This is a genomic window from Pseudobacillus sp. FSL P4-0506 (assembly GCF_038003025.1).
In the GTDB taxonomy this organism is placed as follows: Bacteria; Bacillota; Bacilli; order Bacillales; family Domibacillaceae; genus Pseudobacillus.
This window is the reverse complement of record NZ_JBBOOI010000001.1, coordinates 2,865,001-2,878,993: the sequence shown is the minus strand read 5'-3', so window position 1 is coordinate 2,878,993 and position 13,993 is coordinate 2,865,001. Positions and strand designations below refer to the sequence as shown.

Sequence of the window (13,993 nt, the reverse complement as noted above, 5' to 3'; positions counted from 1 at the left end):
AAGAATTAAAGCGGAGGTGGCCATTATGGCAAAAGTGTGGTTAGTAGGAGCAGGGCCCGGTGATCCAGACTTAATTACAGTGAAAGGCTTAAAGGCCATTAAAGAAGCAGAAGTGATTCTTTACGACCGGCTAATCAGCCCGGAACTTCTGGAGTATGCAAAGCCTGATGCTGAATTAATTTTTTGTGGGAAACTTCCGGACCACCATCATTTACAGCAAGAAACGATCAACTATTTGCTCGTCAAACACGCCAAGAGCGGCAAAAACGTCGTAAGGCTAAAAGGCGGCGACCCATTTGTTTTTGGCCGTGGCGGCGAAGAAGCAGCCTTTCTTACCGAGCATGGGGTACTGTTTGAAGTGATCCCTGGGATTACCTCAGGAATTGCCGCTCCTGCTTATGCGGGCATTCCTGTTACTCATAGGGAGCATAGCGCTTCTTTTGCCATTGTAACTGGTCATCGACGCGAAGGAGAAAAAGAGGAACTGAAATGGTCTGCACTTGCCAATGGGATTGACACACTCGCGATTTACATGGGGGTAAAGAACCTGCCTTATATACAGGAAAAGTTAATTTCACACGGTAAGTCGCCACAAACACCAGCCGCTTTAATCCATTGGGGTACCACGAAAGAGCAGAGAACAGTGACAGGAACACTTGAAACAATTGCTGATATAGCAAAAGCTGAGGGAATGACTAATCCCAGCATGATTGTCATCGGAGAGGTTGTGCGTCTTCGTGAGAGATTACAGTGGTTCAGTGAGTGGGAAGCGGACGCTGTAATGACAGCAGGTGCCAGCCAATGAAAGCTGTTCTTTACGTTTGTCACGGCAGCCGAGTGAGAACAGGCCGAGAGGAAGCGTTGGCTTTTATTGAACGGACAAAGCCGTTTATAGATGTTCCTATTCAGGAGGCATGTTTTCTTGAGCTGGCGGAACCAACGATTGAGCAAGGGATTGCCCACTGTGTAGCCCAGGGAGCAACCGAAATTATTGTTTTTCCGTTTCTGCTGCTTGCTGCGGGCCATGCCAAGAAAGACATCCCGTTAGAACTGGAAAAAGTAAAATTCAGTTTTCCTTCAGTAACCTTTCATTATGCTCAGCCACTTGGTGTACATGAAGCAATGGTTGACATTTTGGTGGAAAGAATGAAAGAAACCGGACATCCAATTTTGCCTAATGCCTCTATATTGATTGTTGGCCGAGGAAGCAGTGATCCGCAAACGACAGCGGATTTTGCTGCAATCCGCGACCTGTTTCGCTATAAAACCAAGTTAATAGATGTGAATATTGGATATTTAGCCGCCGCTGCTCCTTCGTTTCAGGAAGAATTAATCCGGCTTAATGAACAGAAGCCTACTCAACTATGGGTCCTTCCTTATCTATTATTTACAGGCATTTTATCCAAAACATTAGAAAAAGAAATTCGCTCTTTAAACTCGAAGAGCTTCGTTATATTAACAAGGTGTCTTGGCTACCATCCATTTATTAGTCAAATTATAAAAGATCGTATTCAAGAAGCAGATCCAACAGGAGGGTATGCCTATGTTTCCCATCATGGTTGATTTAGCGGATGAAAAAATTGTTGTTGTTGGCGGCGGGGAAGTAGCCCTGCATAAAATAAAGAATTTATTGCGTTTTGGCCTTCATGTGCATGTGGTCAGCCCGTCTATTCATCCAGAGATAGAAAAATTGGCTGAGGAGGGATTGGTGACGACCCTGCAAAAACTGGCGGAAGAGGAAGATTACGATGATGCCTTTCTAGTAATTGCGGTGACGAATTCCAAAGAAGTGAATGATAGAGTAGCCAGAAAAGCAAAAGCGGCTGGCAAGCTTGTCGTTCATGCCGAACAGCCCGATCTTGGCAACAGCACGATTCCTGCTTCTCTTCAGCGAGGGCGCCTCGTCCTTAGTGTGTCCACGGGAGGAGCCAGCCCAACTCTCGCTAAGCAGATTAGAAATCAGCTTGAAGAAACATATGATGAATCGTATGAAGACTATCTCGATTTTTTATATGAAGTTAGGCAAATTGTGAAGAAAGTAGAGCCAGACCGCAAAGTGCGCCGCCATTTGCTGAAAATAGCGGCTGATCCTATTTTTTATAAAGATATTAAAAGAAGAGAAACGTTTTTACATGAAATCCGGCCATTTGCTCATGTAAGGCACTGATTTGGGGGGAGAAATATGGAACGATTTGTCATACTAGCGCTTGTTGGTCTCGCTGCTCAGCTTGTAGATGGGTCGCTCGGAATGGGGTACGGCCTTACATCTACCACACTTTTAATGACTGCGGGTATCGCGCCAGCAATCGCCTCTGCTTCTGTTCATATGGCAGAAGTTGTGACGACTGCAGCTTCAGGAGTCTCACATATGCGGTTTGGAAACGTTGATAAACAGATGGCAAAGCGTCTCATTATCCCCGGATCGATTGGCGCATTTTCAGGAGCGACATTTTTAAGTCATCTAACAGGCGATTATGTCCGGCTATATGTGTCCATCTTTTTATTTGCATTGGGGTTATACATTCTGGCACGCTTCTTGTTTTTAAAAGATGCGCGTAAACAAGAGCATAAACAACTGACGAATAAATTTTATTTGCCTCTTGGCTTTGTGGCTGGCTTCTTCGATGCGAGCGGAGGAGGCGGGTGGGGGCCGATTGCCACACCAGCTTTGCTTTCGCGAAAAGGAATAGAAGCCAGAAAAGTCATTGGAACTGTCAGTGTCAGTGAATTTGCAGTAGCCGCTTCTGCCACGATCGGATTCATGATTTCGCTTGGCCCCAGCAAAGTCAATTGGCTTTGGGCAGGAGCGATCATGCTAGGTGGGGTGGTTGCAGCACCGATTGCTGCCTGGATCGTAAAAAGTCTTCCGACAAAAATATTGGCCGTCATTGTAAGTGGCATGTTGATATTTACAAACGTGCGGTCCATACTTAGCTATACGACCATCGATCCTACGATTCATCATGTAATCTATGCGGCCATTGTTCTTGTATGGATATATATAGTATTTTATGTAGCCCAAAAAGAACGCAAGCTGAAGGGCGAAACGCTTCAGCTTCCTTTGGAGAAATCTAGAGAAACCTCTTAATAAACGTTTAGGAGATTTTTGGGGAACGATCCCTTCCATAATAGCAGAGAGGGGATCTTTTTTATTTATTAATCCTGGCCTTTGCTGTGTTGTTGTCATGTTATCAATGATGAGCAGTCTCACTTATCCAATTTTAGTCGGCAAAATAAAGGGCCATCATGTAAAATTTGACGGCAAAATGATTCGTGAAATGCTTGTGGTGTAAGATCGGATAGACAAGGTAGCGTTAAGGAAGAGGGAATTATCACGACTGGCCTCCTATATTGTTCAGATTTTTGAGTAGGAGGAATCGGTATGTACTCTTACTTTTCATCATTTGGTCATTAACATAAAAACCTCCGCAAGGAACGTTAACTTGCGGAGGTTTTTATGTTAAATTGGAACGAGGAGGACAAATTACTCTAATTGGAGCGAACTTCCATTGCTTAGAATGAAAGGAAGGCACTAAATACCTATTGGACAAATAATATAGCATAGAAAAATTTCTTCTTACGAAATGATAAGTGAAAGATTGAAGCTTTAGGGGAAAAAATCAAATTTTAATATAAAAAGCTATTTATTAACAAATGTCAACAAGAAGTGATTCCGATTTATAGCACAATCGTTAGTATAAATGAGTATTAGTCAATGGATGAGGAGAAAGGGTGGAAGGAATGACGATGAATTCCCTTGTGAATTTTTCTAAATATATCAGTAGCCATGTAGAAGCTTTATCTCATGAAGTAGTCGAGGCTGTTATTAATAGAATGCAATTAGAAATCCCTTCTTGGGAAAGAGAGCAAGCAATCAACATGTATATTGAGCTTTTAAAGTTTTTTAGTGAATCTCTCTTTTGTGAAGAGAACGATTCAGTACCGGATGCATTAATTGAATGGAGCAAAAAAAACGCAGCCATGCAGGTCTCCGCTGGTCAAGGTATCCTGGAAATAGTTGTGCGTTATCCGGCGACTAGAGATGTTTTTAATGACTTATTGACGCGGATCAGCATCGAGCTTGAGCTCTCTGTAAAAGACAATGCTTTTATTATTAAACGAATCAACAATATGTTAGATATCAGTTTAAACGAAACGTTTTTCGCTTTTGAACGTCTCTCCGAACAATTTAGAGAAGAAACACAAAAAGAGCTAGCTGAATTATCAGCGCCTATTGTTCCTGTGAAGGAAGGAATTGTGGTTCTTCCTCTAATTGGAGACATTGATGATTACCGGGCAAGTTACATAATGGATAATGTGATTCCGAAAATAGCTGACTTAGAGGTAGAACATGTTATCTTCGACTTTTCAGGGATTTTAACGATTGATGCACAAGTGGCAGAGTATTTCCGGAGAATAGAAGAAACTCTACGTTTAATGGGCTTGCATGTTATTACGACGGGACTGCGTCCTAAATTAGCCCAAACGGTCGTTCATTCAGGGATGGATCTGTACAGGGTTGAAGCGTTTGCGACTGTTAAACAAGCACTGGAGAGCATTAAATAATCCCTCTCTTCTGGGAATAACCTCTAAACATAAAAAAGCTAACAGACCGAGATCTGTTAGCTTTTTTATGTTTAGAGCGCAGTTTGAATGCAAGCAAAGAAACATGTGAATCTAGGTCCTTTTCGAATTGCCAACCGTTGATGAGTGAACAAGACAGCTCCAAAACATTTCTCTTTTGTCCAACTTCTTAAACAAATGATCCGTTCCCAAAGAGTCAAAAAGACTGAAGGATAGATTTAATATTTATAACCAAAATAAATAAGAATAAAACAATTGATAAAAGCCGGGTGAGTAAAAAGTGAAAAAGGTTTTTCAAATTTATCAAATGGATTGGAAAAGAATTTTCAGTGTTCCCACTGGGATTTTGCTCGCCATAGCTATTATGATTTTGCCTTCTGTTTATGCTTGGGTGAATATAAAAGCGATGTGGGATCCTTATAAAGATACATCTGGGATAAAAATAGCCGTGACCAGTCTTGATAAGGGAGGAGAAGTGAGAGGTAGAGAACTAAATATAGGAGAAGAGTTAATCGATAACTTAAAGAAGAACAAAAAATTAGGATGGACATTTGTCAATCAGGAAGAAGCTGAACGGGGCGTTAAGCATGGCGAGTATTATGCCAGCTTATTGATTCCCGCAGACTTCTCCGAAAAAATGATTAGCGTTTTATCGGAAAATCCTAAACGGGCAGAGATTGTTTATAAGGTAAATGAAAAGCTGAATGCCGTTGCCCCGAAAATTACTGAAAAAGGAGCGACTGGTGTGGTCGGGCAGGTGAGTGAACACTTTACTAACGCCGTTGACCAAGCTGTTTTAACAGAATTTAACAAAGCGGGTGTTGAGCTTGAAAGAGAGCTGCCGACCATCAGGAATATAGAAAGTAAAGTTTTTGCTTTGGAAAAGCAATTGCCTGCCATTAGAGAAATGGGGGACAGGGTACGGGAATTGGACAAGAAAATGCCGGAAATAAGAGAAAAAAGCCAAAAGGTCGTAGAGCTAGAGAAACAACTACCTAAAATCGAACAATTGGGAAGCAGTATATTAAGAATAGAAGAACGTCTTCCTAAATTACGAGAAGTCGGTAATGAAATTTTACTTATTCAAAAAAAGCTCCCTGTTATTCAGAAGGCCGCTGAAAAGACAGCAGAAATTGATCGCAACTTTTATAAAATAGAAGAAGCTGTAGCGAAGGGGATCACGGATGCTCAAAAAGCTAACCAAATCATCATGGCTGCTCGACAGGAGCTTCCTGAAATAGCAAAAGTAGCAGAGAGAGGAAGTGGGTTTGCCAATCAGCTAAACGAATTTTTACAGAAAAACGCTGAAGCTTTCCAAGCTATTGTTCCGGTCATCAGTCAAAATGTCTCTCTTTTACAGCAAACGGCAGATTCTGCTGTGCAGCTCACGGAATCTATTCAGACAGAGAGTGGTGATCCTCAACGGGCCCTTAGCTCTGTCGAATTGCTGAAAACACGTGTACAAACAGGAGAAGCGGTAGTTGGCCGGACAATCAATCTGCTCGCCAAGATGAATCAATACACTGAAGGGAACCAGCTAGGTGGCCTAATCAGTCGTTTAACGGATGTGAGACAAAACTTTCAACAGCAAGAGGGCGTTTTAACTCAAATAGAGGCAGATATGAGAAATGGTCGCGAGCCGGCAACAGAACTAGCGGGGCAATTAAACAGGCTGGCTTCATCAGCCAGCAGTACATTAGGCTCCGTTTTAAACGCCTATGATAGTGAAACTGTACCAACGATTACTCAATCACTAACTGCATTAATTGAAAAAGCCAGAATATCGAACGAAGTAGTGCAAACAGCAAAAGCAAAGCTGCCTGATATTCAGCAGATTCTGAATGACGCACAGGCAGGTGTACAATTTGGATTTGAAGAATTGACAAGAGTCCAAGCAGAGCTGCCTCGAATCCGCACAGACATTCATCAGACTGCATCTGCCATAGCAGGAAAAATGAAACAATTTACGGCTACAGTCAATGAAGCGGCGCGTTTTGTGAAAAATGATTTACCATCTGTGGAGCAAAGGATTCACAAAGCTGCCGACTTTGTGCGAAATGATCTACCGGCGGCAGAACGAGAAGTGCGAAAGGTCTCTCATTTCATTCAAACAAGGCTTCCGGAAATGGAGAAAGCAGTCCATCAAGCAGCAAACCTTATTGAAGCAGATTTACCAGAAGTAGAACGGTCTGTTCGTGATGCAGCTAACAGAATAAGAAAATTCCAAAAGGAACAGGATTTAAGAGAAATCATTAGGCTGCTGAAAAATGATGTTAAAAAAGAAAGTGAATTTTTGACCAAACCGATTGAATTAAAGGAAGAAAAAGTGTTTCCTATCCCTAACTATGGATCAGCCATGTCTCCGTTTTACACAACGTTATCTTTGTGGGTAGGAGCGATGCTGTTGATTTCTTTGTTTCGGACAGATGTCGAGGACTCGGAAAATATGTACCAGAGCCATCATATTTACTTTGGTCGGCTGCTTACATTTTTAACTATCGGTGTTTTTCAAGGATTTATTGTCAGCATGGGAGATATATTTCTACTTCATGCTTATGTAGTGGAAAAGTTCTGGTTCGTCCTTTTTTCCATCTTAACGAGCATCGTATTCGTTACAATTACTTATACGCTTGTGTCTGTTTTTGGAAACATCGGGAAAGGACTGGCCATTATCTTTCTTGTTTTACAGTTTTCCAGCTCAGGTGGAACTTTTCCTATTAGCCAAACCCCAGAGGTTTTCCAAAAAATTAACCCGTTTGTTCCATTTACTTACGCAGTCAGCTTGTTACGAGAAGCGGTTGGCGGCATTGTACCGGATATTGTGAGAACCGATTTGCTTGCGCTGCTTTTCTTCTTAGTGCTTACCATTGTATTTGCATTGTTATTGAAGAAGCCACTAAGCGGTATCACGAGCAAGCTTGCAGCGAATGCAAAGAAGACAAAGATTCTTTCTTGACACGAAGAAAAGGCTTGGATGCTTACTTTATTTTTCAAGTCTTTCTGTTTTTCTTCAGTCCTTCTGGTATGATAAAATTTGAAAGCACTTTGAGTGAAAAGGAGAGATTGTTATGGCGAAAACAGGAAAGATTGTTATGGAAAATGGAGAAACCATCGAATTTGAGCTATACCCGAATGAAGCGCCGAACACGGTGGCTAACTTTGAAAAGCTGGCGAATGAAGGATTTTACAATGGGGTTGTATTCCACCGTGTTATCCCAGGATTCGTTAGTCAGGGAGGAGATCCGACAGGTACAGGAAGAGGCGGTGCCGGTTACACGATTAAATGTGAAACAGAAGGCAACCCGCATAAGCATGAAGCGGGCAGTCTATCTATGGCTCATGCAGGGAAAGACACTGGCAGCAGTCAGTTTTTTATTGTCCACCAGCCACAGCCCCATCTAGATGGCGTACATACGGTCTTTGGTAAAGTAACATCCGGCTTGGAAACCGCACGCTCTATGAAAAATGGCGACGTAATGAAGGAAGTTACTGTTTCTGAGGAATAAGATTTTTATTTGAAATGTAGTCATAAAGAAAACACCGTCCGGTTAAATGGACGGTGTTTTCTAGCTATAAGTATCAGTTGGAAAGGAGTGACTTTGGATAGCTATTAGGATTAAAGTTGTTTTATTCTCGTATTGTTCCCCGCATAAATCGCTACATCAATTACTTACAGTATAGGCGCTCTCTAAAAAATCCCCTTTATATAAATGAAGAATCCAAAATTATCAATACGCTACCCGCGTTATAGGCTGCGTATGCTTTGCTATTTTTTACCAAAGTTGTTATCGTGGGAAAGAATCATCACAAATTCAATTTGCAAATAGGAAGGTGTTATAAATGTGTGGATTTGTTGGCTGTATGTACGACAAACCCCAAGACATGAACGATAAATTAGGAAATGGCTTTAGAAAAATGAGCGATATTATTACTCATAGAGGGCCTAACGACGAGGGGTTCTATTTTGATGAGTATGTTAATTTTGGATTTAGGCGGCTAAGCATTATTGATATCGAAAATGGTCAGCAGCCCCTCTCTTATGAAGACGAACGATATTGGATTATATTCAATGGTGAAATTTATAACTACATCGAAATTCGGCAAGAGATGGAAGAGAAAGGTTATAAGTTTTATACTCATTCGGACACAGAGGTCATCTTGGCCCTTTACAGTGAGATCAACGAACAAGCGGTGAAGAGATTAAGAGGAATGTTTGCTTTTGTCATCTGGGATAAGGAGGAACAAATATTATTTGGAGCAAGAGACTATTTTGGAATTAAACCGTTTTTTTATTCGGAGCAAGAAGGTTTGTGCGTGTTCGCTTCTGAGAAGAAGAGTATTTTATTAGCGGCAGGAAACCGTCTTTCTTTTGATATAGATCGTAATTCTTTACACCACTATCTTAGTTTTCAGTATGTTCCTGAGCCTGAAACAATGACGACTTTAATTAAAAAATTATCTCCAGGTCATTATTTTTTTAAAAAACCAGGACAGGCAATGGATATCCGGTGTTATTGGCAGCCTTATTTTCAACCGCACCAGTCAGTGAAGGATCAACTTGTCACAGAGATTCGTGAAGTCTTGACGGATTCTGTAAAAGTTCATATGCGAAGTGATGTGCCGGTTGGGGCTTTTCTATCCGGTGGGATAGATTCTTCATTTATTGTTTCTCTGGCAAAAGAAGTGAATCCGGGTTTAAAAACTTTTTCTGTTGGATTTGAAAGAGATGGATTTAGCGAAATTAATGTAGCTCAAGAAACAGCTGATTCCTTAAATCTAGAGAATATTAGTCATGTCATTTCACCCGATGAATTTTTAGAAGAGCTTCCAAAAATCATTTGGCATATGGACGATCCTTTAGCAGATCCAGCAGCCGTACCGCTTTATTTTGTTGCACGTGAAGCAAGCAAACATGTAACAGTAGCACTATCGGGTGAAGGGGCCGATGAACTGTTTGGAGGATACAATATTTATCAGGAACCGCAGTCCTTGCGCTTGTTCAAGTACATGCCAGCTTCGGTAAAACATGCATTAGAAACATTGAGTCATTTTCTTCCAGAAGGAGTTAAAGGAAAAAACTTCATTGAACGCGGGGTGACCCCTTTAGAAAAAAGATATATCGGCAATGCCAAAATTTTCGAAGAACAAGAGAAGGAAATGTTACTTACTAACTACAAAGATTCTTTAAGGTACACCGATATTACAAAACCTATATACAGTCAGTCTGCAAGCTACGATGCGGTTACTAAAATGCAGCATCTAGATATTCATACATGGTTAAGAGGAGACATTTTATTAAAAGCGGATAAGATGACTATGGCACATTCTCTGGAGCTAAGAGTGCCTTTCTTGGATAAGGCTGTTTTCAATGTAGCATCCAAAATCAGCGTGGATCAAAAAGTAAAAAATAATACAACGAAATATATTCTGCGAAAGGCAGCGGAAGGCATCGTCCCGAGCCACGTTTTGGGAAGGAGAAAATTAGGATTCCCCGTACCTATTCGCCATTGGCTAAAAAAGGAACTATACGACTGGGCTTGCTTTATTATTCGCTCAAGCCAAGTTGATTACATTTTTGATAAACAGCAGGTTCATTTGTTGTTGGAAGAGCATGTCATGAATAAGAAGGACAATAGCAGAAAGCTCTGGACCATTCTTACATTTATGATTTGGCATCAAATTTATATAGAACGCCTTTATAATTTTGAAGAATTAACTGAGAATCGAGAGACGCTGCTTTCTCATTGAGTTACCCTCTAAAGAGAGTAATCTTTTCACTTACATCCTATGTTTGTGGATTTGTGAGCGGATATTCGTTTATTTTTATATAGTCAAAGAAGCGCTCGTTAACGAGAGTACGGCCTTTATAACTGATGCAGCGTTTTTTTAACTAAACAATCGCCTATGCCCCTTCAGCATGTAAGCATATACTATCTTGTGATTACTTGAGGAGGGGTTAAGAATGGAAAGACAAATGGGTCAAGGCAGTTATCCAGGCATGGGAATGGGCAGTTATCCAGGCATGGGAATGGGCAGTTATCCAGGCATGGGAATGGGCGGTTATCCAGGCGGAGGAATGGGGGGTTATCCAGGCGGAGGAATGGGCGGTTATCCAGGCGGAGGAATGGGTGGTTATCCAGGCATGGAAATGGGTGGTTATCCAAGCGGAGGAATGGGTGGTTATCCAGGCATGGGAATGGGCGGTTATCCAGGCGGAGGAATGGGTGGTTATCCAGGCACGGGAATGGGCGGTTATCCAGGCGGAGGAATGGGTGGTTATCCAGGCGGAGGAATGGGCGGCTGCCCAGGTATGCGTTAAAGATTTGAACTTTTCATACGTTATAGAAAAAAGAAACCTTGGAGAGCTATTTTCCAAGGTTTTTCAATTCTCTTCAATTGCGCTTGTTTTCGCATACTTTGCAATCATTCTTACAATCAATTGCCCAATTGTATATATAATAGAAATAAATATCACTGCTCCATTTCGACCAGTAACTGTAAACCAGTAACCGTCGTTAGGAATGAATTTCATCGCGAGGACGAGCGAGACAATAGTCGTAAGTAGATTCACCAAGAGAATGACAGAGATGCGAACATTCTTTGATAAAATACCAACCAAGACTACAAAAAATAAGAAACCAAACAATAAAAGAGAGGCTTCCTTTCCTTTTATATATTGTTCATATTCATAAAAATGAAAGAAAAATGGTACAGGAATTAAACACACAATACCCCATGCTATCTTCATAACGAGCCTCCTTATCGGTTTATTTAAAATTAGAGGGATGTCTCTTTTTGAAATTCCATTTTTTTCAATATAACACATGAAAGGTTTATATGTTTACTCTTTTTGTTGTTTGTCGAAATCAAAAAGGTGTGTATGACAGTCTTTTTTATTTAGATTATAGGAAATAACTATTTTGTACAGAAAAACACTCTATGGTCCAGAATTCCGTGGTATTTTGCCATCATATAGAAATGTTGGTTCGATACTGCATGAAGCTGTGGTTCAATATATTTTGAATGATGAAACTCAGGCATTGAATAATTTGGGAAGAAGACGTGTGTTGGTCTATAAATATGGAGATTTTTAAAGCTGGTTTGTTTAAATAAGGCTAACCATTCTTTCTCTGTAAGAAGGTCATCCAATCCATAAAATCGTTTGATTTCTTCCTCATTGTTTGCTCCCAGGTGTTTGTTAACTGTGAGCTCATTAGCAATAAATCGGCCATCACTTTTCAGTAATCGGAAAATTTCTTTAAGAGATCTAGGCTTGTTTGCAAAAGCAAGAACAGATTCAGAAATAATAACATCAAATGTCTCATCTGGTAACGGGAAATTTTCTATAGATCCTTGAATAATTTCTACGGGCAATCGATGTTTTTTCATTCTTTTTTTAGCTTTCTCTATCATGATGGGATTAATATCCATTCCCATTACCTTGGCTCCATAGCGATCAGCTAGATAGGCAGCTGTTTGACCAGTGCCACATCCTACATCTAAAACATAAGAGGTATTATTTATTTCTTCAGTTTTGAAGATTTCTTTTGTTAAATGGATACCGCCGGGATGTGCACCACCGACACCAAACTTTGATAAAAAATCTAAGTACATTGAACTTCTAATTAAAATCACCTTCTTCACTCATTTTCATTTATACAAAATATGAAAGAGAAAGTCGGGAAGTTCCTGGTTTGTCTATTGAAACCATTTTGATTGGCATACTTGTTGACCTGTAATGAATTATTGAGTTATATAAAGTGCACGAGTGAGAGAGGACCTTTTGCTATTTATCCTAGAATTCTGGCTCTTCTATAGTTATTTTTTAAAAATAATTGTTATGAAGTAATCTGTTGATAGAGAATAGTAGGATAAAATGGTTGTTAATCTTACTTGATAACCTCGCGGTTTTAGTTATTCTTATTTATTATGTATGGGATAAAATAATTTAGAAAATAAAGCATTAAAATGATGGTTGACTTTATCTTTTATGATATGTTATATTAAATATCCGCTGTTAAGAATAGCAGCACTGAGAAAAAGCATAAAACAGTTGACTTTTATATTAGAATAATGATATAATGATAGAGTTGTTATGAATTGATCTTTGAAAACTGAACAAAATACATGCCAGTAAGTTAATTCTTATTTTTAAATTATGAGCAAGTCAAACATCTTTTTGGAGAGTTTGATCCTGGCTCAGGACGAACGCTGGCGGCGTGCCTAATACATGCAAGTCGAGCGGACTTGACGGAGCTTGCTCTGTTCAAGTTAGCGGCGGACGGGTGAGTAACACGTGGGTAACCTGCCTGTAAGACTGGGATAACTCCGGGAAACCGGGGCTAATACCGGATATTCTTTTTCTTCGCATGAAGAAGAATGGAAAGGCGGCTTTTAGCTGTCACTTACAGATGGACCCGCGGCGCATTAGCTAGTTGGTGAGGTAACGGCTCACCAAGGCGACGATGCGTAGCCGACCTGAGAGGGTGATCGGCCACACTGGGACTGAGACACGGCCCAGACTCCTACGGGAGGCAGCAGTAGGGAATCTTCCGCAATGGACGAAAGTCTGACGGAGCAACGCCGCGTGAGTGAAGAAGGTTTTCGGATCGTAAAGCTCTGTTGTCAGGGAAGAACAAGTACCAAAGTAACTGTTGGTACCTTGACGGTACCTGACCAGAAAGCCACGGCTAACTACGTGCCAGCAGCCGCGGTAATACGTAGGTGGCAAGCGTTGTCCGGAATTATTGGGCGTAAAGCGCGCGCAGGCGGCTTCTTAAGTCTGATGTGAAAGCCCACGGCTCAACCGTGGAGGGTCATTGGAAACTGGGAGGCTTGAGTGCAGAAGAGGAGAGCGGAATTCCACGTGTAGCGGTGAAATGCGTAGAGATGTGGAGGAACACCAGTGGCGAAGGCGGCTCTCTGGTCTGTAACTGACGCTGAGGCGCGAAAGCGTGGGGAGCGAACAGGATTAGATACCCTGGTAGTCCACGCCGTAAACGATGAGTGCTAAGTGTTGGAGGGTTTCCGCCCTTCAGTGCTGCAGCTAACGCATTAAGCACTCCGCCTGGGGAGTACGGCCGCAAGGCTGAAACTCAAAGGAATTGACGGGGGCCCGCACAAGCGGTGGAGCATGTGGTTTAATTCGAAGCAACGCGAAGAACCTTACCAGGTCTTGACATCCCGCTGATCGGTCTGGAGACAGATCTTTCCCTTCGGGGACAGCGGTGACAGGTGGTGCATGGTTGTCGTCAGCTCGTGTCGTGAGATGTTGGGTTAAGTCCCGCAACGAGCGCAACCCTTGATCTTAGTTGCCAGCATTCAGTTGGGCACTCTAAGGTGACTGCCGGTGACAAACCGGAGGAAGGTGGGGATGACGTCAAATCATCATGCCCCTTATGACCTGGGC

General features: G+C 41.5%; 11 protein-coding genes and 1 rRNA gene (1 of these 12 cut by a window edge). 10 read left to right on the top strand and 2 right to left on the bottom strand.

What is annotated here, in order from left to right:
- Window positions 1–25: 25 nt before the first annotated feature.
- From cobA to MKZ02_RS14465, 9 genes are all read left to right on the top strand, one after another.
- Window positions 26–805 (top strand): uroporphyrinogen-III C-methyltransferase, encoded by a 780-nt coding sequence (gene cobA / locus MKZ02_RS14505; RefSeq protein WP_340854196.1) that lies wholly within the window; start codon window positions 26–28, stop codon window positions 803–805.
- Window positions 802–1,563, top strand: a complete 762-nt coding sequence (locus tag MKZ02_RS14500; RefSeq protein WP_340854194.1) for a sirohydrochlorin chelatase — start codon at window positions 802–804, stop codon at window positions 1,561–1,563. Before cobA ends, MKZ02_RS14500 begins: the two co-directional genes overlap by 4 nt.
- Window positions 1,544–2,167 carry an NAD(P)-binding protein gene (locus tag MKZ02_RS14495; protein WP_120031176.1) on the top strand — a complete coding sequence of 208 codons (624 nt, stop codon included), beginning with the start codon at window positions 1,544–1,546 and terminating at the stop codon, window positions 2,165–2,167. Before MKZ02_RS14500 ends, MKZ02_RS14495 begins: the two co-directional genes overlap by 20 nt.
- Before the next feature lie 15 nt (window positions 2,168–2,182).
- The gene (locus tag MKZ02_RS14490; RefSeq protein ID WP_120031178.1) at window positions 2,183–3,088 is read left to right on the top strand and encodes a sulfite exporter TauE/SafE family protein; all 906 of its coding nucleotides are present in this window, start codon (window positions 2,183–2,185) and stop codon (window positions 3,086–3,088) included.
- Window positions 3,089–3,741: 653 nt separating this feature from the next.
- Complete coding sequence (locus tag MKZ02_RS14485; protein WP_259455764.1) at window positions 3,742–4,566, top strand: STAS domain-containing protein; 825 nt, start codon at window positions 3,742–3,744, stop codon at window positions 4,564–4,566.
- 298 nt (window positions 4,567–4,864) lie between these two features.
- Window positions 4,865–7,540, top strand: a complete 2,676-nt coding sequence (locus MKZ02_RS14480; protein WP_340854190.1) for a YhgE/Pip domain-containing protein — start codon at window positions 4,865–4,867, stop codon at window positions 7,538–7,540.
- 112 nt (window positions 7,541–7,652) lie between these two features.
- Window positions 7,653–8,090 (top strand): peptidylprolyl isomerase, encoded by a 438-nt coding sequence (locus MKZ02_RS14475; RefSeq protein ID WP_120031183.1) that lies wholly within the window; start codon window positions 7,653–7,655, stop codon window positions 8,088–8,090.
- A 334-nt stretch (window positions 8,091–8,424) separates the two neighbouring features.
- Window positions 8,425–10,332 carry an asparagine synthase (glutamine-hydrolyzing) gene (gene asnB, locus MKZ02_RS14470; protein WP_340854188.1) on the top strand — a complete coding sequence of 636 codons (1,908 nt, stop codon included), beginning with the start codon at window positions 8,425–8,427 and terminating at the stop codon, window positions 10,330–10,332.
- A 214-nt stretch (window positions 10,333–10,546) separates the two neighbouring features.
- Entirely contained in the window at window positions 10,547–10,903 is a 357-nt protein-coding gene (locus MKZ02_RS14465; RefSeq protein ID WP_340854186.1) for a hypothetical protein, read from the top strand.
- A gap of 63 nt (window positions 10,904–10,966) precedes the next feature.
- Here the strand turns inward: MKZ02_RS14465 and MKZ02_RS14460 are convergent, their stop codons facing one another.
- The gene (locus MKZ02_RS14460; RefSeq protein ID WP_340854185.1) at window positions 10,967–11,332 is read right to left on the bottom strand and encodes a hypothetical protein; all 366 of its coding nucleotides are present in this window, start codon (window positions 11,330–11,332) and stop codon (window positions 10,967–10,969) included.
- A gap of 167 nt (window positions 11,333–11,499) precedes the next feature.
- On the bottom strand, window positions 11,500–12,219 hold the full coding sequence (locus tag MKZ02_RS14455; protein WP_340854184.1) for a class I SAM-dependent methyltransferase: 720 nt from the start codon (window positions 12,217–12,219) through the stop codon (window positions 11,500–11,502).
- Window positions 12,220–12,760: 541 nt separating this feature from the next.
- Here MKZ02_RS14455 and MKZ02_RS14450 point away from each other — a divergent pair.
- Window positions 12,761–13,993, top strand: a 16S ribosomal RNA gene (locus tag MKZ02_RS14450) (it continues 321 nt past the right edge of the window).

What these genes read in the sequence shown, in the direction of transcription:
- cobA (WP_340854196.1), top strand. Translation starts at nt 26, where the DNA reads ATGGCAAAAGTGTGGTTAGTAGGAGCAGGGCCCGGTGATCCAGACTTA.
- MKZ02_RS14500 (WP_340854194.1), top strand. Translation starts at nt 802, where the DNA reads ATGAAAGCTGTTCTTTACGTTTGTCACGGCAGCCGAGTGAGAACAGGC.
- MKZ02_RS14495 (WP_120031176.1), top strand. Translation starts at nt 1,544, where the DNA reads ATGTTTCCCATCATGGTTGATTTAGCGGATGAAAAAATTGTTGTTGTT.
- MKZ02_RS14490 (WP_120031178.1), top strand. Translation starts at nt 2,183, where the DNA reads ATGGAACGATTTGTCATACTAGCGCTTGTTGGTCTCGCTGCTCAGCTT.
- MKZ02_RS14485 (WP_259455764.1), top strand. Translation starts at nt 3,742, where the DNA reads ATGACGATGAATTCCCTTGTGAATTTTTCTAAATATATCAGTAGCCAT.
- MKZ02_RS14475 (WP_120031183.1), top strand. Translation starts at nt 7,653, where the DNA reads ATGGCGAAAACAGGAAAGATTGTTATGGAAAATGGAGAAACCATCGAA.
- asnB (WP_340854188.1), top strand. Translation starts at nt 8,425, where the DNA reads ATGTGTGGATTTGTTGGCTGTATGTACGACAAACCCCAAGACATGAAC.
- MKZ02_RS14465 (WP_340854186.1), top strand. Translation starts at nt 10,547, where the DNA reads ATGGAAAGACAAATGGGTCAAGGCAGTTATCCAGGCATGGGAATGGGC.
- MKZ02_RS14460 (WP_340854185.1), bottom strand. Translation starts at nt 11,332, where the DNA reads ATGAAGATAGCATGGGGTATTGTGTGTTTAATTCCTGTACCATTTTTC.